Origin of the sequence: Intrasporangium sp., from assembly GCF_035280925.1 — a bacterium.
Taxonomy (GTDB): domain Bacteria; phylum Actinomycetota; class Actinomycetes; order Actinomycetales; family Dermatophilaceae; genus Intrasporangium.
In genome coordinates this window covers 1-21,905 of the sequence record NZ_DATEEY010000135.1, presented here as the reverse complement: position 1 = coordinate 21,905, position 21,905 = coordinate 1, and the positions used below count along the sequence as shown (strand labels likewise).

15 protein-coding genes are annotated in these 21,905 nt (G+C 68.9%); 12 read left to right on the top strand and 3 right to left on the bottom strand.

Going from position 1 to position 21,905, the window contains the following annotated elements:
• Positions 1 to 316: hypothetical protein (locus tag VJN29_RS13020; RefSeq protein ID WP_324144059.1), on the top strand; the 316-nt coding region annotated here is incomplete at its 5' end.
• Between the two features lie 2 nt (positions 317 to 318).
• Here the strand turns inward: VJN29_RS13020 and VJN29_RS13015 are convergent.
• Entirely contained in the window at positions 319 to 936 is a 618-nt protein-coding gene (locus VJN29_RS13015) for a LysE/ArgO family amino acid transporter (protein ID WP_324144058.1), read from the bottom strand.
• A gap of 69 nt (positions 937 to 1,005) precedes the next feature.
• Between VJN29_RS13015 and VJN29_RS13010 the strand changes: the two genes are divergently transcribed.
• The 10 genes from VJN29_RS13010 to tuf all read left to right on the top strand — a co-directional run bounded on the left by VJN29_RS13010 (position 1,006) and on the right by tuf (position 17,491).
• Positions 1,006 to 1,875 carry an ArgP/LysG family DNA-binding transcriptional regulator gene (locus tag VJN29_RS13010; protein WP_324144057.1) on the top strand — a complete coding sequence of 290 codons (870 nt, stop codon included), beginning with the start codon at positions 1,006 to 1,008 and terminating at the stop codon, positions 1,873 to 1,875.
• A 62-nt stretch (positions 1,876 to 1,937) separates the two neighbouring features.
• The gene (locus tag VJN29_RS13005) at positions 1,938 to 2,894 is read left to right on the top strand and encodes a nitrilase-related carbon-nitrogen hydrolase (protein ID WP_324144056.1); all 957 of its coding nucleotides are present in this window, start codon (positions 1,938 to 1,940) and stop codon (positions 2,892 to 2,894) included.
• 10 nt (positions 2,895 to 2,904) lie between these two features.
• Complete coding sequence (locus VJN29_RS13000; protein ID WP_324144055.1) at positions 2,905 to 3,927, top strand: agmatine deiminase family protein; 1,023 nt, start codon at positions 2,905 to 2,907, stop codon at positions 3,925 to 3,927.
• Positions 3,928 to 4,391: 464 nt separating this feature from the next.
• Positions 4,392 to 7,874, top strand: a complete 3,483-nt coding sequence (rpoB, locus tag VJN29_RS12995) for a DNA-directed RNA polymerase subunit beta (RefSeq protein ID WP_414654362.1) — start codon at positions 4,392 to 4,394, stop codon at positions 7,872 to 7,874.
• Positions 7,875 to 7,994: 120 nt separating this feature from the next.
• Positions 7,995 to 11,894: a DNA-directed RNA polymerase subunit beta' gene (locus tag VJN29_RS12990; RefSeq protein ID WP_324144053.1), complete on the top strand. Its 3,900-nt coding sequence runs from the start codon at positions 7,995 to 7,997 to the stop codon at positions 11,892 to 11,894.
• A gap of 208 nt (positions 11,895 to 12,102) precedes the next feature.
• Positions 12,103 to 12,651 (top strand): hypothetical protein, encoded by a 549-nt coding sequence (locus tag VJN29_RS12985; RefSeq protein ID WP_324144051.1) that lies wholly within the window; start codon positions 12,103 to 12,105, stop codon positions 12,649 to 12,651.
• A gap of 434 nt (positions 12,652 to 13,085) precedes the next feature.
• Positions 13,086 to 13,460 (top strand): 30S ribosomal protein S12, encoded by a 375-nt coding sequence (gene rpsL / locus VJN29_RS12980; protein ID WP_324144050.1) that lies wholly within the window; start codon positions 13,086 to 13,088, stop codon positions 13,458 to 13,460.
• On the top strand, positions 13,460 to 13,930 hold the full coding sequence (gene rpsG / locus VJN29_RS12975; RefSeq protein WP_324144049.1) for a 30S ribosomal protein S7: 471 nt from the start codon (positions 13,460 to 13,462) through the stop codon (positions 13,928 to 13,930). The genes rpsL and rpsG overlap by 1 nt, the downstream gene beginning before the upstream one ends.
• A gap of 126 nt (positions 13,931 to 14,056) precedes the next feature.
• A complete protein-coding gene (fusA, locus tag VJN29_RS12970) occupies positions 14,057 to 16,174 on the top strand; it encodes an elongation factor G (protein ID WP_324144048.1) in 2,118 nt (705 codons plus the stop codon).
• A 120-nt stretch (positions 16,175 to 16,294) separates the two neighbouring features.
• Positions 16,295 to 17,491: an elongation factor Tu gene (gene tuf, locus VJN29_RS12965; RefSeq protein WP_324144047.1), complete on the top strand. Its 1,197-nt coding sequence runs from the start codon at positions 16,295 to 16,297 to the stop codon at positions 17,489 to 17,491.
• Positions 17,492 to 17,761: 270 nt separating this feature from the next.
• Here tuf and VJN29_RS12960 read toward each other — a convergent pair whose 3' ends face one another.
• Together VJN29_RS12960 and VJN29_RS12955 are read right to left on the bottom strand one after the other, a co-directional pair.
• On the bottom strand, positions 17,762 to 18,847 hold the full coding sequence (locus VJN29_RS12960; protein ID WP_324144046.1) for a serine hydrolase domain-containing protein: 1,086 nt from the start codon (positions 18,845 to 18,847) through the stop codon (positions 17,762 to 17,764).
• A 21-nt stretch (positions 18,848 to 18,868) separates the two neighbouring features.
• The gene (locus tag VJN29_RS12955; RefSeq protein WP_324144045.1) at positions 18,869 to 19,816 is read right to left on the bottom strand and encodes an LLM class flavin-dependent oxidoreductase; all 948 of its coding nucleotides are present in this window, start codon (positions 19,814 to 19,816) and stop codon (positions 18,869 to 18,871) included.
• A 97-nt stretch (positions 19,817 to 19,913) separates the two neighbouring features.
• Between VJN29_RS12955 and VJN29_RS12950 the strand changes: the two genes are divergently transcribed.
• A complete protein-coding gene (locus VJN29_RS12950) occupies positions 19,914 to 21,263 on the top strand; it encodes a M18 family aminopeptidase (protein ID WP_324144044.1) in 1,350 nt (449 codons plus the stop codon).
• Positions 21,264 to 21,905 lie beyond the last annotated feature (642 nt).

Sequence of the window (21,905 nt, the reverse complement as noted above, 5' to 3'; positions counted from 1 at the left end):
CGCGCCCGGCGCGGACGTGGCGCTCGGCGAGGACGTGGCGCGTGAGGCGGCGACCGTGTTGCGGCGCGGGATCGAGGACCGGCGCGGGTCGTCGGTGGGCCGGCTGTCAGCGACCTTCAGCCTTGATGAGGGGCACCGGGTGACCGGCCTGACGGGCAACGCCGACGGGCAGCCTCCCGAGCCAACGGCGGAGACCTTCGAGCGGCTCAACCGGGTCTTCGCCCGTCTGGGCGAGCATCCTGCGACTGCGGATGTCCGGGCCGTGCGGATTCGTGTCGGCGCGGGATCCGACGAGATCGAGCTGTCCAGGGGTTGAGCTCAGAGGACAGTGGGTCGGGCCAGGGCCACGGCGAGGACGAGCAGCTGGACGGCGATGACGGCGTCGACGACCCGCCAGGCCGCGGGCCTGGTGAGGAACCTGCCGAGACGCGCCGCCCCGAAGCCGATGAGCGGGAACCAGACGGCGCTGGCGAGCACCGCGCCGGCCCCGAACGTCCATCGGCCGGGGTCCCCGTGGGCGACGGCGAGTGACCCGATGAGGACCGTCGTGTCGAGGTAGACGTGCGGGTTGAGCCACGTCAGCCCCACGGCGCTGAGGACGGCCCGACGGGGTGAACGCTCGGCAGGACCGTCCGCGGCGAGGGCGGACGGCCGGGCCGCGCGCCGCAGCGCGAGGACGCCATAGCCGACGAGGAAGGCGACACCGAGCCACCGGACCACCTCGAGCGCCCACGGTGCGCGGGCTGTCACCGCACCGACTCCCGCGACCCCCACAACGATGAGCACCGCGTCAGAGACCAGGCACACGAGCACGACCGGGAGCACCCAGCGCCGGGCGAGCCCGGTCCGCAGCACGAACGCGTTCTGCGCACCGATGGCGACGATGAGGCTGGCGCCGGTGCCGAAGCCGGCGAGGGCGGGGGAGAAGGCGGTCACACGGCGAGGCTAGGTGAGGGGCCGCCCTAAGAACAACGAATGTTTCTGAAGCATCGTTAGGATCACTTCATGGACGTCGACCAGTTCCGCGCGTTCGTCGCCGTCGTCGACCACGGGACGTTCGACGCAGCCGCCCGCGCCCTCCACGTGACGCCATCGGCGATCAGCCAGCGCATCAAGTCCCTCGAGACGGTGGCAGGCACGGTCCTCGTGCAGCGGACCAAGCCGGTACGTCCAACGGAGAGGGGGCTCGCCGTGCTCCGGCAGGCCAGACAGCTGCTGCACGTCGCCGACGAGACGGTCCAGCGGCTGCGTGCTCCCGAGACCTCGGCGACCGGTCGGATTCGCATCCCCATCGTCGTCAACGCTGACTCGATCGCGACCTGGTTCGCCGGCGCGGTGACGGCGATCGGCACGGCCGGCGAGGTCGAGCTCGAGGTCCGTCGGGACGACGAGCACGTCACCGCCGACCTGCTGCGGTCCGGCGAGGTCATGGCCGCGGTGACGACCGAGCCGCGACCCGTCCAGGGGTGCTCCGTGAGGCGCCTCGGCGCGATGACCTACCGGGCCAAGGCCGCGCGGTCGTTCGTCCGCCGCTGGTTCCCCGACGGCGCCGACAACGCCGCGCTGGCCGAGGCCCCGGTCGTCCAGTTCGACCGGAAGGACCGCATGCAGATCGGCCTCGCCGAGCGTCTCGGGGTCACGCGGGCAATGCCACAGACGTTCGTCCCGGACTCCACGCAGTTCGTCGCCGCGGTGCGGGCAGGCGTGGGATGGGGGATGGTCCCTGACCTGCAGGATCCGCGCGACGCCCTCGTGACGCTCGATCCCACGTGGACGGCTGAGGTGACGCTGCACTGGCAGGTCTGGCGGGTCGCCTCCGATGCCCTCGACGCAGTGACGGCCGCGGTGGTCTCCGCCGCGGCCGGCATCAGGTGAGGCGACGAGGAGTGCAGTCCCCGTGATCATGGCTGCCGGCGGTGTGGGCCATACTGCCGAGCGTGAAGCTCATCCAGGCCACCGGAGTCCCAGAGTCCCTCGCCCGAGTCGACGAGCCGGCGAACCCGCCCGTCCGCGTCGGGCTCGTCCAGCACGCCTGGGTCGACGACCCGGCCGCCCTCATGGAGACGCTCCGCGACGGGATCCGGACGGCGGCCGAGGCAGGGGCGAGGGTCGTCTTCCTCCCGGAGCTGACCCTCTCCCGCTATCCGGCCGACGCCATGCCGGAGGGGACGCCGAGCGACGTCGCCGAGGACCTGGAAACCGGCCCGACGGTGACCTTCGCCCGTGACGCGGCGCGGGACTTCGGTATTCAGGTGCACGCATCGTTGTACGAGCGGGCCGACCATGGTGACGGTCTGGGCTTCAACACCGCCGTGATCGTCGCCCCTTCCGGTGAGATCGTCGCGCGGACGCGCAAGACCCACATCCCGGTCACGGCCGGCTACTACGAGGACAAGTACTTCCGGCCGGGTCCGGCGCAGGACGCCTACCCGGTGGTGGAGCTCGCCGATCCGGAGGTGCGGGTCGGTCTGCCCACCTGCTGGGACGAGTGGTTCCCGGAGGTCGCCCGGCTGTACTCCCTCGAGGGAGCGCAGCTGCTGTGCTATCCGACGGCGATCGGCTCCGAGCCCGATCATCCGGGCTTCGACACCCAGCCCCTCTGGCAGCAGGTCATCGTCGGCAACGGCATCGCCAACGGCCTGTTCATGGTCGTCCCCAACCGCTACGGGACCGAGGGCCTGATCACCTTCTACGGGTCGTCGTTCATCTCGGACCCCTACGGGCGGATCCTCGTCCAGGCTCCTCGCGACGAGGCAGCCGTCCTGGTCGCCGACCTCGACCTGGCACAGCGCCAGGACTGGTTGGACCTCTTCCCGTTCCTCTCGACCCGGCGACCCGACTCCTACGGCGCCCTCGTCGAGCCGATCCGCGCCGAGCACCAGCGCAACGTGTGAGAGGCCTGCGATGACCGTCTGGACGATGCCGCCGGAGACCGCTCCTCACGACTGCACGTGGATGGCCTGGCCGAGCCAGGGCTACACGCTCGGTGACACCGATGCGGAGGTGGAGAAGGCCCGCCGGACCTGGGCCGCGGTGGCCAACGCCGTGGTCGAGTTCGAGCCGGTGCGGATGGTGGTCGTGCCGGATGACGAGGCCGTCGCGAAGAAGTACCTGCACCGGGACGTCGAGCTGCTTCCCGCGGCCCTCGACGACGCGTGGATGAGAGACATCGGACCGACCTTCGTCCTCGGCGACGACGGCCGGCTCGGTGCGGTCGACTGGGTCTTCAACGGGTGGGGTGCTCAGACGTGGGCATCATGGGAGCACGACTCGAAGATCGGCGCGTTCGTCGCGGCGCAGACGCCGGCCGAGCTGATCCCCTCGTCGCTCGTCAACGAAGGCGGCGGCATCCACGTCGACGGTCTCGGCACCGTGCTCCTCACGGAGACGGTGCAGCTCGACCCGGGGCGCAATCCCTCCCTGACCAGGGCGGACGTCGAGGCGGAGCTCGCCCGGACCATCGGGGCGACGCACGCGATCTGGCTGCCCCGGGGGCTGACGCGGGACTACGACGAGTTCGGCACCCGGGGACACGTCGACATCGTGGCGACCATCCCGTCCCCGGGGGTGGTCCTCCTGCACGACCAGGAGGATCCCGAGCATCCCGACCATGCCGTCTCCAGGGAGCTTCGCGAGCTGCTGTCGGATGCCCGCGATGCGCGAGGCGAGCGGTTCGACGTGGTCGGCGTGCCCGCCCCGAAGACCCTTGCGGACGAGGGCGGGCCGGTCGACTGGTCCTACATCAACCACCTCGTCGTGAACGACGCCGTCATCGCCTGCACCTACGACGATCCGCAGGACAACCGGGCGCTGGGAGTGCTGGCAGACGCCTACCCCGGCCGGCGAGTGGTCGGCGTGGACGCCCGTCCGCTGTTCGACCGGGGCGGCGGGATCCACTGCATCACCCAGCAGCAGCCCGCCGTCTGACCTGCCGGCTGGGTCGTGTCGCCTCTGGTGTCGTCCTGGCGACACCAGAGGCGACATCGACTGTGACCTGACGGGCAGTGGCGAGGGGGCGCGTGGGAGCCGGCCCAGCGGCATACGACACCGTCTTCTCGTAGGGCAAAAGTCCCGTTTTGGGCGTTACGCGACGCGCCTACTGGCGAGAAGGCTTGACGTGGCGGGCATACGGGTCCATATTCGTCGCGTTCCTTCGCGGGACTCCCGGTCCGGGAGGTGTCGAGGTCTTCGATCTTCGCCTCTTGACCCGGCTGGACACTCCTGTCCTTTCACGGTAGGCTAGGCCTTTGCGCTGCCCATGCCCGCTCAACACGTCCCCTCAGTCGCGTCCTTCGCCGTGCCGCCCGCACGGACCTCGCCCCTGAGTCCCGTGCGCGGAGCCATGCGCGGCGCGCATGATGAAGACGAAAAGGCCCGTGGAAGGACCCTCCTTGGCTGCCGCGCGTACTGCGACGAACATGTCCACCGCACAGACTCCCTCCGGGCGTCTGTCCTTCGCGAAGATTCGCGAACCCCTCGAGGTCCCCGACCTCCTGGCCCTTCAGACGGAGAGCTTCGACTGGCTGCTCGGCAACGAGCGCTGGCAGGCTCGCGTCGCCGCGGCCAAGGCCGAGGGCCGCACCGATGTCCCTGACCGTTCCGGCCTCGAGGAGATCTTCGAGGAGATCTCCCCGATCGAGGACTTCAGCGGCTCCATGTCGCTGTCGTTCCGCGACCACCGCTTCGAGGAGACACGCAAGACGATCGAGTCGTGCAAGGAGCGCGACCAGACCTACGACGCGCCCCTGTTCGTCACCGCCGAGTTCATGAACGCCCAGACGGGCGAGATCAAGAGCCAGACCGTGTTCATGGGTGACTTCCCGCTCATGACCGAGCGCGGCACCTTCATCATCAACGGCACCGAGCGCGTCGTCGTCTCACAGCTCGTCCGCAGCCCCGGTGTCTACTTCGAGCGCACGCCCGACAAGACGTCCGACAAGGACATCTACACGTCCAAGATCATCCCGAGCCGTGGCGCCTGGCTCGAGTTCGAGATCGACAAGCGCGACATGGTCGGCGTCCGCGTCGACCGCAAGCGCAAGCAGTCGGTCACGGTGCTGCTCAAGGCCCTCGGCTGGACCGAGGCCCAGATCCTCGAGGAGTTCGGCGACTTCGAGTCGATGCGCCTGACGCTCGAGAAGGACCACACCCAGGGCCAGGACGACGCGCTGCTCGACATCTACCGCAAGCTGCGCCCGGGTGAGCCGCCGACGAAGGAGGCCGCGCAGACCCTCCTCGACAACCTCTACTTCAACTCGAAGCGCTACGACCTCGCCAAGGTCGGTCGCTACAAGATCAACAAGAAGCTCGGTCTCGACGGCTCGATCAACGACTCGACCCTGTCGGTCGACGACATCGTCGCGACGATCAAGTTCATCGTCACCCTGCACGACGGCCAGACGTCGATGAAGGGCGTCAAGGCCGGCGCCGAGATCGACGTGCCCGTCGAGGTCGACGACATCGACCACTTCGGCAACCGTCGCATCCGGTCGGTCGGCGAGCTGATCCAGAACCAGGTCCGCACCGGCCTGTCCAGCATGGAGCGCGTCGTCCGCGAGCGCATGACGACCCAGGACGTCGAGGCCATCACGCCGCAGACGCTGATCAACATCCGGCCCGTCGTCGCCTCCATCAAGGAGTTCTTCGGCACGAGCCAGCTGTCCCAGTTCATGGACCAGAACAACCCGCTCGCGGGTCTGACCCACAAGCGTCGCCTCAACGCGCTGGGCCCGGGCGGTATCTCCCGTGACCGGGCGCAGATGGAGGTCCGCGACGTCCACCACTCGCACTACGGCCGCATGTGCCCGATCGAGACGCCGGAAGGCCCCAACATCGGTCTCATCGGCTCGCTCGCGAGCTTCGGGCGGATCAACGCGTTCGGCTTCATCGAGACGCCGTACCGCAAGGTGACCGACGGTGTCGTGACGGACGAGGTGCACTACCTGTCGGCCGACGAGGAGGACAAGTTCGTCGTCGCCCAGGCCAACGCCGCGGTGGACGACAAGGGCCGCTTCGTCGACGAGCGCGTCCTCGTCCGGACCAAGGGCGGCGAGGTCGAGCTCATCCCCGGCGACGACGTCGACTACATGGACGTCTCGCCGCGCCAGATGGTCTCGGCCGCGACGGCGATGATCCCGTTCCTCGAGCACGACGACGCCAACCGGGCCCTCATGGGCGCCAACATGCAGCGTCAGGCGGTCCCGCTCGTCAAGAGCGAGGCCCCGCTCGTCGGCACCGGCATGGAGTTCCGTGCCGCGCTCGACTCGGGCGACGTCGTCCGGGCCGACAAGGCCGGTGTCGTCCAGGAGGTCTCGGCGGACCTGGTCACCGTCGCCAACGACGACGGCACGTACCAGACCTACCGGGTCGCCAAGTTCGACCGGTCCAACCAGGGCACCAGCTACAACCAGGTGGTGCGCGTCGACGAGGGCCAGCGTCTCGAGGCCGGTGCGGTCATCGCCGACGGTCCCGCGACGGACGGCGGAGAGATGGCGCTCGGGCGCAACCTGCTCGTCGCGTTCATGTCGTGGGAGGGCCACAACTACGAGGACGCGATCATCCTGTCCCAGCGGCTGGTCCAGGACGACGTCCTGTCCTCGATCCACATCGAGGAGCACGAGGTCGACGCCCGGGACACCAAGCTCGGTCCGGAGGAGATCACCCGGGACATCCCGAACGTCTCCGAGGACGTCCTCGCCGACCTCGACGAGCGCGGCATCATCCGCGTCGGCGCCGAGGTGCGCGACGGCGACCTGCTCGTCGGCAAGGTCACGCCCAAGGGCGAGACCGAGCTGACGCCGGAGGAGCGCCTGCTCCGCGCGATCTTCGGTGAGAAGGCGCGCGAGGTCCGCGACACGTCCCTCAAGGTCCCGCACGGCGAGACCGGCACGGTCATCGGCGTCAAGGAGTTCCGAGCCGACATGGGCGACGACCTCCCGCCGGGGGTCAACCAGCTCGTCCGCGTGTACGTCGCCAACAAGCGCAAGATCACCGACGGTGACAAGCTTGCCGGCCGGCACGGCAACAAGGGCGTCATCAGCAAGATCCTGCCGGTCGAGGACATGCCGTTCCTCGAGGACGGCACGCCCGTCGACGTGATCCTCAACCCGCACGGCGTGCCGCGACGGATGAACCTCGGGCAGATCCTCGAGCTGCACCTCGGATGGGCCGCGAGCCGCGGCTGGGAGGTCGAGGGCAAGCCCGCGTGGGCGAAGGAGCTCCCGACCGACGCGCACCAGGCCCCGGCCGGCACCCGGATCGCGACCCCCGTCTTCGACGGCGCGTCCGAGGACGTCGTCATGGGCCTGCTCGACTCGACCCACCCGACGCGCGACGGCGTGCGGCTCGTCGACGGCACCGGCAAGGCCCGCATGTTCGACGGTCGATCCGGTGAGCCGTTCCCGGAGCCGGTCGCGGTCGGCTACATGTACATCCTCAAGCTGCACCACCTCGTCGACGACAAGATCCACGCGCGCTCGACGGGTCCCTACTCGATGATCACCCAGCAGCCGCTCGGCGGTAAGGCCCAGTTCGGTGGCCAGCGCTTCGGTGAGATGGAGGTCTGGGCGCTCGAGGCGTACGGCGCGGCCTACACGCTCCAGGAGCTGCTGACGATCAAGTCCGACGACGTCCCGGGCCGGGTCAAGGTCTACGAGGCGATCGTCAAGGGCGAGAACATCCCCGACTCGGGCATCCCGGAGTCGTTCAAGGTCCTCCTCAAGGAGATGCAGTCGCTGTGTCTCAACGTCGAGGTCCTGAACTCCGAGGGCACGACCATCGAGATGAAGGAGTCCGACGAGGAGGTCTTCCGTGCAGCGGAGGAGCTCGGCATCGACCTGAGCCGGCGAGAGCCGTCCAGCGTTGAAGAGGTCTGAACGGCCCCACGCGACAAGCGGCACGTATGCCGCTGAGCCAGCTCAGCGGCATACGTGACCGAAGTCTTTGACACCCACTCAGACCACGAGACTCACCAGAGTTACGAGAGAAGGAACCACGTGCTCGACGTCAACTTCTTCGACGAGCTGCGCATTGGCCTTGCGACCGCGGAGGACATCCGCCAGTGGAGCCACGGCGAGGTCAAGAAGCCCGAGACCATCAACTACCGCACCCTCAAGCCGGAGAAGGAGGGCCTGTTCTGCGAGCGCATCTTCGGCCCGACCCGGGACTGGGAGTGCAACTGCGGCAAGTACAAGCGCGTCCGCTTCAAGGGCATCATCTGTGAGCGCTGTGGCGTCGAGGTCACCCGCGCCAAGGTGCGCCGCGAGCGGATGGGCCACATCGAGCTCGCCGCGCCCGTCACCCACATCTGGTACTTCAAGGGCGTCCCGTCGCGCCTCGGGTACCTGCTCGACCTGGCCCCGAAGGACCTCGAGAAGGTCATCTACTTCGCGGCCTACATGATCACGCACGTCGACGAGGAGCAGCGGCACGCCGACCTGCCCTCGCTCGAGGCGCAGATCCAGGTCGAGAAGAAGGAGCTCGAGAACCGCCGCGACGCCGACGTCGAGGCCCGCGCCCAGAAGCTCGAGCAGGACATCGCCGCGCTCGAGGCCGAGGGTGCCAAGGCCGACGCCAAGCGGAAGGTCCGCGACTCCGCCGAGCGCGAGATGAACGCCATCCGGCGCCGTGCGGACCAGCAGGTCGAGCGGCTCGAGCAGGTCTGGGACCGGTTCAAGAACCTCAAGGTCCAGGACCTCGAGGGCGACGAGATCCTCTACCGCGAGATGCGTGACCGCTTCGGTCTCTACTTCGAGGGCGGCATGGGTGCCGCGGCGATCCAGAAGCGGCTCGAGTCCTTCGACCTCGACGCCGAGGCCGACTCGCTCCAGGAGATCATCGCGACCGGCAAGGGGCAGAAGAAGACCCGAGCCATCAAGCGGCTCAAGGTCGTCGCCGCGTTCCAGACGACGACGAACCGGCCGAGCGGCATGGTCCTCGACGCCATCCCGGTCATCCCGCCGGACCTGCGCCCGATGGTGCAGCTCGACGGTGGCCGCTTCGCGACGTCGGACCTCAACGACCTCTACCGTCGCGTCATCAACCGCAACAACCGGCTCAAGCGACTGCTCGACCTCGGCGCCCCCGAGATCATCGTCAACAACGAGAAGCGGATGCTCCAGGAGGCCGTCGACTCGCTGTTCGACAACGGCCGTCGCGGTCGCCCCGTCACGGGCCCCGGCAACCGTCCGCTGAAGTCGCTGTCCGACATGCTCAAGGGCAAGCAGGGCCGGTTCCGCCAGAACCTGCTCGGCAAGCGCGTCGACTACTCCGGCCGTTCGGTCATCGTCGTCGGCCCGCAGCTCAAGCTGCACCAGTGCGGCCTGCCCAAGCAGATGGCGCTCGAGCTGTTCAAGCCGTTCGTGATGAAGCGCCTCGTCGACCTCGACCACGCGCAGAACATCAAGTCGGCCAAGCGCATGGTCGAGCGTGCCCGCCCCGTGGTGTGGGACGTGCTCGAAGAGGTCATCACCGAGCACCCGGTGCTGCTCAACCGTGCTCCGACGCTGCACCGCCTCGGCATCCAGGCCTTCGAGCCCCAGCTCGTCGAGGGCAAGGCGATCCAGATCCACCCGCTCGTCTGCTCGGCCTTCAACGCCGACTTCGACGGTGACCAGATGGCGGTGCACGTGCCGCTGTCGGCGGAGGCCCAGGCCGAGGCCCGGATCCTGATGCTCTCGAGCAACAACATCCTCAAGCCGGCCGACGGTCGCCCTGTGACCATGCCGACGCAGGACATGATCACCGGCATCTTCCACCTGACCGAGCTGGTCGAGGGTGGTGGCCTCGGTGCCGGCCGTGCCTTCTCGTCCCCCGCCGAGGCCCGGATGGCCTTCGACCGCGGCGAGATCGAGCTCGGCTCGTTGGTCAAGCTGCGCCTCGCCGACGTCGTGCCCCCGGATGGCTTCGAGCTGCCCGAGGGCGTCGAGCCGGACGAGAACGGCCTGGTCGCGTCGCTCCTCGTGGAGACGACACTCGGACGGGCGCTGTTCAACGACGCCCTGCCGGTGGACTACCCGTTCATCAACAAGGCCATCGACCGCAAGGGCCTGTCGGCGATCGTCAACGACCTCGCGGAGCGCTACTCCAAGGTCCAGGTCGCCGCGTCGCTCGACGCCCTGAAGGAGGCCGGTTTCCACTGGGCCACCCGCTCGGGCAGCACCGTCGCCATCGCCGACGTCACGACGCCGGGCAACAAGGCGGAGATCCTCGAGAGCTACGAGGCCAAGGCCGCCAAGGTGCAGACGCAGTACGAGCGCGGTCTGATCACCGATGACGAGCGCCGTCAGGAGCTCGTCGAGATCTGGACCCAGGCGTCGAACCAGGTCGCCAAGGAGATGGAGACGAACTTCCCGCGCACGAACCCCATCTACCGGATGGTGTCCTCGGGTGCTGGTGGCAACTGGTTCCAGATCCGTCAGATCGCCGGCATGCGAGGCCTCATGGCCAACCCGAAGGGTGAGATCATCCCGCGGCCGATCAAGGCGAACTTCCGTGAGGGCCTCACGGTGCTCGAGTTCTTCATCTCGACGCACGGTGCCCGCAAGGGCCTGGCCGACACCGCGCTGCGGACGGCCGACTCCGGCTACCTCACGCGTCGTCTCGTCGACGTGTCGCAGGACGTCATCATCCGTGAGGACGACTGTGGCACCGACCGCGGCCTGACGCTGCCGATCGCCCAGATCAACGAGACCACGGGGACCCGCACGCTGAGCGAGGTCGTCGAGGCGTCGGTCTACGCCCGCACGCTCGCCGAGGACGTCACGGACGCGGACGGCACGGTGCTTGCCGAGGCCGGGATCGACCTCGGTGACGTCGTCATCAGCGCGCTCTACGCGGCCGGTGTCGACCACGTCAAGGTCCGCTCGGTCCTCACCTGTGACTCGAAGGTCGGCACGTGTGCCAAGTGCTACGGCCGCTCGCTCGCGACGGGCAAGCTCGTCGACATCGGCGAGGCGGTCGGCATCATCGCCGCCCAGTCGATCGGTGAGCCGGGCACGCAGCTGACCATGCGGACCTTCCACACCGGTGGTGCCGCGGCGGCCGACGACATCACGCAGGGTCTGCCGCGTGTCGTCGAGCTCTTCGAGGCCCGCACGCCCAAGGGTGTCGCTCCCATCGCCGAGGCCACCGGCCGCGTCGAGATCGAGGACACCGACAAGGCGCGCCGCATCCTGCTCACGCCCGACGACGGCTCCGACCAGCACGCCTACCCGGTGAGCAAGCGCTCGCGCCTGCTCATCCAGGACGGCGACCACGTCGAGGTCGGCGCCAAGCTGCTCCAGGGCGCGATCGACCCGAAGCAGGTCCTGCGCATCCTCGGTCCCCGGGCCGCCCAGAAGCACCTCGTCGACGAGGTGCAGAGGGTGTACCGCCAGCAGGGTGTGTCGATCCACGACAAGCACATCGAGGTCATCGTCCGGCAGATGCTCCGCCGGGTGACGATCATCGAGGCGGGCGACGCGGACCTGCTGCCCGGAGAGCTCGCCGAGCGGGGTCGCTTCGAGGAGGAGAACCGCAAGACGATCGCCGAGGGTGGTCGCCCCGCGTCCGGTCGTCCGGAGCTCATGGGCATCACCAAGGCGTCGCTCGCGACCGAGTCGTGGCTGTCGGCCGCGTCCTTCCAGGAGACCACGCGTGTCCTCACGCAGGCCGCCATGGAGGCGAAGTCCGACCCGCTGCTCGGCCTCAAGGAGAACGTCATCCTCGGAAAGCTCATCCCCGCCGGGACGGGCCTGCCGCGCTACCGCAACATCAAGGTGGAGCCGACCGAGGAGGCCAAGGCCGCCATGTACTCGCTGCCGAACTACGACGCGTACGACTACGCGACCTTCGGCACGGGCACCGGCGAGGCGATCCGGCTCGACGACGAGGCGCTCGGGCTCGACAAGCTCTGACCGACCGTCACCGGCCAACAGGGCCGTATGCCGCTGGGCTGGGACCGCGCACCACGCGCAGTCCCAGCCCAGCCGGCGTCTCGAGCCCGTGACGCCCGGTTCCCGGGACACCCCCACCTGATCGAGTGAACAGCTTCTGGGGAGTCCGGCTGCCAGACGTTGTTCACTCGATCGGGTGGCGAGCACGGCTGCTCGATAGGGTTGCGGTATGAGCGATGCGCCTGCCGCCGACACCCCCTCCGAGCCCGAGCCCGAGCACGAATCCGAACGTGCGCCAGCCGCGGTCATCGTGCTGACCGAGGAGGCGCTCAAGCCCGTCGACGTGGACCGGATCGCGAGCCTGCACGCCGGGGACGAGGAGCCGGAGACCTACCGCGTCCTCGTGCCGGCGGACACGAAGCGCAACCTGCTCAGCACCTTCCTCAACCACCTCAGCCTCTTCGAGATGCGAGAGGCGCTCGACGCGCTCAAGCCGGTCGACCGAGAGGGGGCGCACGCGGATGCGCGGACGGCGCTCGCGCAGAGTCTCCGCGAGTTCGAGCGGCGCGGTCTGACGGTGACCGGTGAGGTGACCGCGGACGACCCCATGCCGGTGCTCGTCGAGGAGGTTGCTCGCCTGAACGCCCGCGAGGTCGTCATCGTGACCGAGCCGCACGCCGTCGAGGACACCTTCCACACCGACTGGGCCTCCAAGGCGCGCGAGGTCCTCGGACTGCCCGTCCTGCACATCTACGCGGGCGACTGGCGCCTCGGCTGACCGATCCTCCGGTTCGAGGTGATCGGTTGGAGGTGTTGATCGACCACAGGTTGTCGGCGAGTACCTCGAACCGCGACACGGGGCGGGCCCAGCGGCATACGGCATGGTGGTGGGTGAGCGCAAGGGTGCGGATTTGGTCGGCGTGGCGCCCCGCCGGTACGCTTGAACACTGTGTCTGAGGCCTGTACTCAGGCATGCGCGATGACGGCCTCGGTGCCCTGTCCCGCCGGCCCCGGCCGGTGCGACATCACTGCGGTCCAGAGCGAACCTTCCGCCGGGCAATCCACGAACGTTGTGGGGAGTGCAGGGGGGAGCACCGGTTCACCGATCGACCACCGACACTCCCGACCTCGGGGGTCACCGGGAGCCGGATGACCAAGGAGCCGCCCCGCAGCGGGGCGGCATGACAACAGCAACGTTACGGAGTAACCAGGTTGCCTACCATCAACCAGCTGGTCCGCAAGGGCCGCCAGGACAAGGCCACGAAGGCCAAGACCCCGGCGCTGAAGGGCTCGCCCCAGCGTCGCGGTGTGTGCACCCGCGTGTACACCACGACCCCCAAGAAGCCGAACTCTGCCCTCCGCAAGGTCGCCCGTGTCCGCCTCAGCAGCGGCATCGAGGTCACGGCCTACATCCCGGGCGTCGGCCACAACCTCCAGGAGCACTCGATCGTGCTCGTCCGCGGCGGCCGTGTGAAGGACCTTCCCGGTGTCCGCTACAAGATCATCCGCGGCACGCTCGACACCCAGGGTGTCAAGGGCCGCAAGCAGGCTCGCAGCCGCTACGGCGCGAAGAGGGAGAAGGCCTGATGCCTCGTAAGGGACCCGCCCCGAAGCGTCCGCTCGTCGTCGACCCGGTCTACTCCAGCCCGCTCGTCACGCAGCTCGTCAACAAGATCCTCCTCGACGGCAAGAAGTCGATCGCCGAGACCATCGTCTACGGCGCGCTCGAGGGCGCCCGCCAGAAGACCGGCACCGACCCCGTCGCCACGCTGAAGCGCGCGCTCGACAACGTCAAGCCGGCCATGGAGGTCAAGTCCCGTCGCGTCGGTGGCGCCACCTACCAGGTGCCCATCGAGGTCAAGCCGGGTCGGTCCACGACCCTGGCCCTGCGCTGGTTGGTCGGCTACGCCCGGCAGCGTCGCGAGAAGACGATGACCGAGCGCCTCATGAACGAGATCCTCGACGCGTCCAACGGCCTCGGCGCCGCGGTGAAGCGTCGCGAGGACACCCACAAGATGGCCGAGTCCAACAAGGCCTTCGCGCACTACCGCTGGTGACAGCACGTCCGGCCGTATGCCGCTGAGCTCGCTTGGCGGCATACCGCCGGGATCCAGCCCTGCCGCCCAAGCCGCCGGCACGGCTCCCGGAACTTTCTCCCACACGACTGAGATGAGACAACTGACGTGGCACTCGACGTCCTGACGGACCTCAAGCAGGTCCGCAACATCGGCATCATGGCGCACATCGACGCCGGCAAGACGACGACGACGGAGCGCATCCTCTTCTACACCGGCGTCAACCGGAAGATGGGCGAGACGCACGACGGTGCCTCGACGACCGACTGGATGGAGCAGGAGAAGGAGCGCGGCATCACGATCACCTCCGCCGCGGTCACCTCCTTCTGGGAGGGCACCCAGATCAACATCATCGACACGCCCGGCCACGTCGACTTCACGGTCGAGGTCGAGCGCTCGCTGCGCGTCCTCGACGGCGCCGTTGCGGTCTTCGACGGCAAGGAGGGTGTCGAGCCCCAGTCCGAGACGGTCTGGCGCCAGGCCGACAAGTACGACGTGCCGCGGGTCTGCTTCGTCAACAAGATGGACAAGCTCGGCGCCGACTTCTACTTCACCGTGCAGACCATCAAGGACCGCCTCGGTGCGGAGCCGCTCGTGCTCCAGCTGCCGATCGGCGCGGAGAGCGACTTCGTCGGCGTCGTCGACCTGCTCTACATGCGCGCCCTGGTCTGGCCGGGTGACGCCAAGGGTGACGTGACGATGGGCGCCAAGTACGAGATCCAGGAGATCCCCGCGGACCTGCAGGCCAAGGCCGAGGAGTACCGGCACCAGCTCGTCGAGCGGGTCGCCGAGTCCGACGACGAGCTCATGGAGAAGTACCTCGGCGGCGACGAGCTGACCGTGGACGAGCTCAAGGCCGGCATCCGCAAGCTCACGGTGAGCTCGGAGCTCTACCCGGTCCTCTGCGGATCCGCCTTCAAGAACCGCGGCGTCCAGCCGATGCTCGACGCGGTCGTCGACTACCTGCCCTCGCCCCTGGACGTGCCCGCCATGATCGGGCACAAGCCGGGCCACGAGGAGGTCGAGATGACCCGGGAGCCGTCGAAGGACGAGCCGTTCTCTGCGCTCGCCTTCAAGGTCGCCGCCCACCCGTTCTTCGGCACCTTGACCTTCATCCGGGTCTACTCGGGCCACATCTCCTCCGGCACCCAGGTCATGAACTCGACCAAGGGCAAGAAGGAGCGCATCGGCAAGCTCTTCCAGATGCACGCCAACAAGGAGAACCCGGTCGACGAGGCCATGGCCGGCCACATCTACGCCGCGATCGGCCTCAAGGACACGACGACGGGCGACACCCTCTGCGACCTGAACGACCCGATCGTCCTGGAGTCGATGTCGTTCCCGGAGCCGGTCATCCAGGTCGCCATCGAGCCGAAGACCAAGGGTGACCAGGAGAAGCTCTCCACGGCCATCCAGAAGCTCTCCGCCGAGGACCCGACCTTCCAGGTCCACCTCGACGAGGAGACCGGCCAGACGATCATCGCCGGCATGGGCGAGCTGCACCTCGACATCCTCGTCGACCGCATGAAGCGGGAGTTCAGGGTCGAGGCGAACGTCGGCAAGCCGCAGGTCGCCTACCGGGAGACGATCCGCAAGCCGGTCGAGAAGTACGACTACACCCACAAGAAGCAGACGGGTGGCTCCGGCCAGTTTGCGAAGGTCCAGGTCACCTTCGAGCCGCTGACCGACACCGAGGGCGGCGAGCTCTACGAGTTCGTCAATGCGGTCACGGGTGGTCGCATCCCGCGCGAGTACATCCCGTCCGTCGACGCCGGCATCCAGGACGCGATGCAGTACGGCGTGCTCGCCGGCTACCCGCTCGTCGGGATCAAGGCGACCCTCGTCGACGGTGGCTACCACGACGTCGACTCGTCGGAGATGGCCTTCAAGATCGCCGGCTCGATGGTCCTCAAGGAGGCCGTCAAGAAGGCGAACCCCGTGCTCCTCGAGCCCGTGATGGCGGTCGAGGTCCGCACACCCGAGGACTACATGGGTGAGGTCATCGGCGACATCAACTCCCGCCGTGGCCACATCCAGGGCATGGACGACATCAGCGGCGCCAAGGTGGTCCGCGCGGTCGTCCCGCTGTCCGAGATGTTCGGCTACGTCGGCGACCTGCGTTCCAAGACGCAGGGTCGCGCGAGCTTCTCCATGGAGTTCGACTCCTACTCAGAGGTCCCCAAGGCTGTTGCCGAGGAGATCATCAAGAAGACCCGCGGCGAGTGACTGCCGGGGCAACCCGGCTAGTCTCTCCCGAGGAATCCCAATCGGAAATCACCACCCAACAGCGCCACGTCCTGCCCTGGTCGTACGGCGTAACACTATGAAGTCCTGAGGAGGACCACAGTGGCGAAGGCAAAGTTCGAGCGGACCAAGCCGCACGTCAACATCGGCACCATTGGTCACATCGACCACGGCAAGACGACGCTGACGGCTGCGATCTCCAAGGTCCTGCACGACAAGTACCCGGACCTCAACCCGCAGTTCGCGTTCGACGACATCGACAAGGCTCCCGAGGAGCGCCAGCGCGGCATCACCATCTCGATCGCACACATCGAGTACCAGACGGAGGGTCGCCACTACGCCCACGTCGACTGCCCGGGTCACGCTGACTACGTCAAGAACATGATCACCGGGGCTGCGCAGATGGACGGTGCGATCCTCGTGGTCGCCGCGACCGACGGCCCGATGCCGCAGACGAAGGAGCACGTCCTCCTCGCTCGCCAGGTGGGCGTCCCCTACATCGTGGTGGCGCTCAACAAGGCCGACATGGTCGACGACGAGGAGATCCTCGAGCTCGTCGAGATGGAGGTCCGTGAGCTGCTGACGACCTACGAGTTCCCCGGCGACGACGTCCCGGTCATCAAGGTCTCCGCACTCAAGGCGCTCGAGGGCGACGCGGAGTGGGGCCAGACGGTCCTCGACCTGATGGACGCCGTGGACTCGTACATCCCGGAGCCGGAGCGCGACGTCGACAAGCCGTTCCTCATGCCCGTCGAGGACGTCTTCACGATCACCGGTCGTGGCACGGTCGTCACGGGCCGGATCGAGCGCGGCATCCTCAAGGTCAACGAGGAGGTCGAGATCGTCGGCATCCACCCCGGCCCGGCCACCAAGACCACGGTCACCGGTGTCGAGATGTTCCGCAAGCTGCTCGACGAGGGTCGTGCGGGTGAGAACGTCGGCCTGCTCCTTCGCGGTGTCAAGCGCGAGGACGTCGAGCGTGGCCAGGTCGTCGTCAAGCCTGGCTCGATCACGCCCCACACCGACTTCGACGCTCAGGTCTACATCCTGTCCAAGGACGAGGGCGGCCGTCACACGCCGTTCTACGACAACTACCGTCCGCAGTTCTACTTCCGGACCACGGACGTGACGGGTGTCGTCCACCTGCCCGAGGGCACCGAGATGGTCATGCCCGGCGACAACACCGACATGAAGGTCGAGCTGATCCAGCCGATCGCCATGGAGGAGGGCCTGAAGTTCGCCATCCGTGAGGGTGGCCGAACGGTCGGCGCCGGTCGCGTCACGAAGATCCTCAAGTGACCTGACGTACGTCTCACCCGGGAGGGCCCGGTCCGCTTCGGCGGGCCGGGCCTTCCCGCATCACCGGCACACCGATGGCGTATGCCGCTGGGCTCGCTCCCGTGTATCGGCGCCGTCTCGTGGGCGGCTGGGCTCGTCGCCGCTGGTCGCCGCTCGTCCTTTCCCTTGGCTCGCTGGGACAACGGACGGGACGAATCCCCGCTGTCGGCCCGTCGTGAGCACGACCGCTCGAAGCCGTCCCGTCCTTTGTCCCAGTCGGCCGAGCCCCGGTCAGGGCGGTGGCAGGCCGATGACTGCACGGAAGGCGTTCTCGACGAGGTCCGACCGTTCGTGCGTGCCCATGGTGCCCGTGACGAACGCGTATGCATAGCCCCCCTCGGTGCTCGCCCAGCCGAGGCTCCCCCCGATGCCGCCCATGCCGAAGCCGTCCGCGTCGACAGCGAAACCGAGCCCCCAGGACCGGGGCGCACCGCCCATGACCCGATCCACTCCGGAGGCCTGTGGTCGGGAGGCCTCGTGGCGCAACGCCGTGGAGATCAGCCGGCCCTCGAGCAGCCGCGCGTAGAGGCCGGCGACCGCCCGCGCGGTCCCGTGGCCGTTGATGGCTGGCACCTGCGCTTGGCGGAAGGCCGCGCCGTTGACGACCTCGGCGTCGATCGCTCCGGGCGGGTTGAGCAGCGCCTTCCGCAGCAGGTCGGGTGCAGTCGGGTCGGCCACCTGCTCCGAGAGGGCGTCGAGTCCCGTCAGGTCGACGACGCGCCCCAGCTCCCCGGATGTCAGGCCGATCGCGAAGTCGAGGTCTGCAGGCCCGCAGACCTCCTCGCGGAGGTACCTGCCGACATCGCGCCCGTCGACCCGGCGGACGATCTCGCCGACGAGGTGGCCATGGAAGAGGGCTGACTCACCGATGGCCGTGCCGGAGGGCCACAGGGCCTCCTCGGCGGCGAGGCGACCGCACAGGACCGTCCAGTCGAGCAGGAGCGACGCCCGGGCAGGCTCGGCGAGTGCGACGAGCCCCACCTGGTGGGAGAGCACCTGCCGGACCGTGGCCTCGGTCCGCAGCTCCGGCCAGTGGCGCTGGACGGGCGCGTCGAGCTCGAGCAGCCCGCGGTCCACCAAGGTGAGTGCCGCGAGTGCGGCGAAGGGCTTGGTCACCGAGTAGGGCATGACGATGCTGTCCCGGTCCCAGGGCCGAGTCCGCGCCGCGTCGGCATGGCCACCCCAGAGGTCGACGACCCACCTGCCGTCGTGCCAGACCGCCGCGGCGGCTCCGGTGCCCGACTGATCGCGGACCACGTCGGCGAACGCCTCTCGCACCGCCTCGAAGCCGGGAGCCACCCTCCCGTCAACCGTCATGGCGCAAGCATGGCGGGCCGGTCACAGCAGCGCCACGGCTTTGCCGACCTCCAGGATGGAGTCGATCGTGATCGGGTCGAGGACGAGCTGGAGGTGGACGGCCCCGGCAGCACCAAGGGCAGCCACGTGCTCCGCGATGGCCGCCGGCGAACCGGGCACTGGTTCGACCGGGACGTTGTAGTCACCCTCGCCCATGACTCGGCCCCGGCCCGGTGCGAACCGCACGAGGACCGCTGCGGTGGCGCCCACCTCGCCCGGCTCCCGACCCGCCTGCGCCGCAGCGTCCTCGACCCGCTCGCGCATCGACTCGAAGCCCGGCACGGAGTTGCCGTAGTCGCTCCACCACGTGTTCCACAGGTCGACGTGGGGCAGGCCGATCCGCATCATGCGGGGGCCCGTGGAGCCGAGCATGAGCGGTGGGCCACCCGGCCGTGCCGGCGGCGGGTCGATGACGCAGTTGTCGACCGAGTAGAACCGCCCATGGAAGTCCGAGCGCCCCTCCCGGACGAGCTGCCGGATGATGGTCAAGGCCTCCTCGAACCGCGCCACCCGGTTGTCGAAGGGGAACCCGAAGGCCTGGTACTCCCGCTCGTTCCACCCGGCGCCGAGGCCGAGCACGAGCCGCCCACCGGCGATGGCGTCCACCGTCGCCGCCATCTTCGCGAGCATCGCGGGCGCATGGAACGAGGTCGACGCGACGAAGGGCCCGAGCTGGACCCGCGACGTGACGGTGGCGAGGGCGGCCAACGACGTCCAGGCCTCCCACGGACCCCTGGTGACCCCGCCGGGCAGGTCGTAGAGCAGGTGGTCGCCGAGCCACAGCGAGTCGAGACCGACGTCCTCCGCAGCCCGCGCCAGGTCGAGCAGCTCCGGCCACTCGACGCGCCGCTCGACCTCGGGCAGCTGGACTCCGACGCGGATCCGCTCCGACGGCGAGCGCGGCTGGTCGGGTGAGGGTGGGCTGGTCATGGGCCCATTGTGGCGGGCGGGAGGGCTGGGAGGACGGTGGCGGGGGAGCGAGCACAGCGGCATACGGCAGAAAAAGGGTGGGGATAAGGTCGCTCCCATGGCGCACGCGTTCGACATCGACACCGAAGCCCAGGGTCTCATCGACTTCGTCGACGCCTCACCGACCTCGTTCCACGCGTGTGCGAGCGCCGCCTCGCGCCTCACGGAGGCGGGCTTCACCGAGGTGGTCGAGTCCGAGCCGTTCCCGACCGCGCCCGGTGCCCGGTTCCTCATCCGCGGCGGCTCGCTCATCGCGTGGGACACCAGGGGGGCGTATGCCGCTGGGTCCGGCCCCGCCGCCGGGTTCCGTGTCGTCGGGGCGCACACCGACAGCCCCAACTTCCGCATCAAGCCCAACCCCGACCGCCTCAAGTCCGGCTGGCAGTCGCTGGGCGTGGAGGTCTACGGCGGGCCGCTGCTCAACTCGTGGCTCGACCGGGACCTCGGCCTCGCCGGCCGCGTCGCGGTGCGGGGAGAGGGGCGAGGAGAGGGGCGGGGAGAGGGGCGGGGAGAGGGGCGCGGAGCCGTCGAGGCCCGCCTCTTCCACGACACGACGCCGCTGCTGCGGGTTGCCCAGCTCGCGATCCACCTGGACCGCGAGCAGAACGAGGGCCTGACCCTCAACCGGCAGCTGCACCTCGAGCCGCTGTGGGGGCTCGGAGACACCCCGGGCGACTTCCGCCGCTACCTCAGCGAACAGGTTGGCGTCCCGGCCGCCGACCTCCTCGGCTGGGACGTCATGACGTATCCGGTTGAGCCCTCCCGCCGTCTCGGGCGTCGCAGCGAGCTCATCGCGGCGCCGCGGCTCGACAACCTCGGCACGTCGTACGCCGGCGTGCGCGCCCTGGTCGAGGCCGCCCGCACCGAGCCGCGCCACGTGCCGGTCCTCGTCCTCTTCGACCACGAGGAGGTCGGGAGCCAGTCCGAGCGCGGGGCGATGTCCACGCTCCTCCCATCGGTCCTCGAGCGACTCGTCCTTGCCGGGGGCGGATCCCGGGAGGACTACTGGCGGGCCCTCGCGTCGACCGTCATCGCGAGCGGCGACATGGCCCATGCGACGCATCCGAACTACGCGGACCGCCACGAGCCGCTCCACCACATCGCGGTCAACGGCGGGCCGGTGCTGAAGATCAACACCAACCTGCGCTATGCCACCGACTCGCTCGGCGAGGCGGCGTTCCGGCTCGCCTGCGAGCAGGCGGCGGTGCCGATGCAGTCGTTCGTGGTCCGGACCGACCTGCCGTGCGGCTCGACGGTGGGTCCGATGACCTCGGCGCTGACGGGCGCGACGACCGTCGACTTCGGTGCGCCGCTGCTGTCCATGCACAGCGCTCGTGAGCTCGGCGGGGCGCACGACCCGGCCATGTACGTCGCGGCGCTCACGGCCTTCCTCGCGCCCGCCCCCTGACCCCGTTCGTCGAGTGTGCAGTTCGCGCCAGACGCCGGCCCGGTTTTCGTCGAGTGTGCAGTTCGCGCCTCACCCCGTTCGTCGAGTGTGCAGTAAATGTCGTTGCACGTCGGCACGAAGTGCACCCTAGACGGGGGAGAGCGGCACGTACCGCACACTCGACGGGGGGAGCGGCACGTACCGCACACTCGACGGGGGGAGCGGCACGAAGTGCACACTCGACGCGGAGTGGACGCTGGCACCCGAGCCGGCCGTCCCGGGCGCGCGAGCGAGCCCAGCGGCATACGCTCCGCGTTGATTTGATCGTGGTTCGGGCCTCTGGCACACTTGTCAGGTTGCTTGACGCGCGTCGCTGACCCATGTCAGTGCCGCCGCCCCTCGTCCGCACGATCTCACGGCGTGCGACGGACTCGACAGAGGCCCGAGGGAAGCGCAAGCCACCCGGTTCGGCCGGGCAATCCACCACGAGAGCGGCACTTCGGTGCGGCTCTCACCGCGGAGCGGGCGCGACACGCCCGACCTCGGGGGTCGGATGCCAAGGGAACCGGACTGCACAGGTACGGCGAGAGAGAGACGTAACGGAGATGGCGGGACAGAAGATCCGCATCCGCTTGAAGTCGTATGACCACGAGGTCATCGACA

Coding starts and splice junctions, on each gene's coding strand:
- VJN29_RS13010 (WP_324144057.1), top strand. CDS start 1,006: ATGGACGTCGACCAGTTCCGCGCGTTCGTCGCCGTCGTCGACCACGGG.
- VJN29_RS13000 (WP_324144055.1), top strand. CDS start 2,905: ATGACCGTCTGGACGATGCCGCCGGAGACCGCTCCTCACGACTGCACG.
- VJN29_RS12985 (WP_324144051.1), top strand. CDS start 12,103: ATGAGCGATGCGCCTGCCGCCGACACCCCCTCCGAGCCCGAGCCCGAG.
- rpsG (WP_324144049.1), top strand. CDS start 13,460: ATGCCTCGTAAGGGACCCGCCCCGAAGCGTCCGCTCGTCGTCGACCCG.
- VJN29_RS12960 (WP_324144046.1), bottom strand. CDS start 18,847: ATGACGGTTGACGGGAGGGTGGCTCCCGGCTTCGAGGCGGTGCGAGAG.
- VJN29_RS12955 (WP_324144045.1), bottom strand. CDS start 19,816: ATGACCAGCCCACCCTCACCCGACCAGCCGCGCTCGCCGTCGGAGCGG.
- VJN29_RS12950 (WP_324144044.1), top strand. CDS start 19,914: ATGGCGCACGCGTTCGACATCGACACCGAAGCCCAGGGTCTCATCGAC.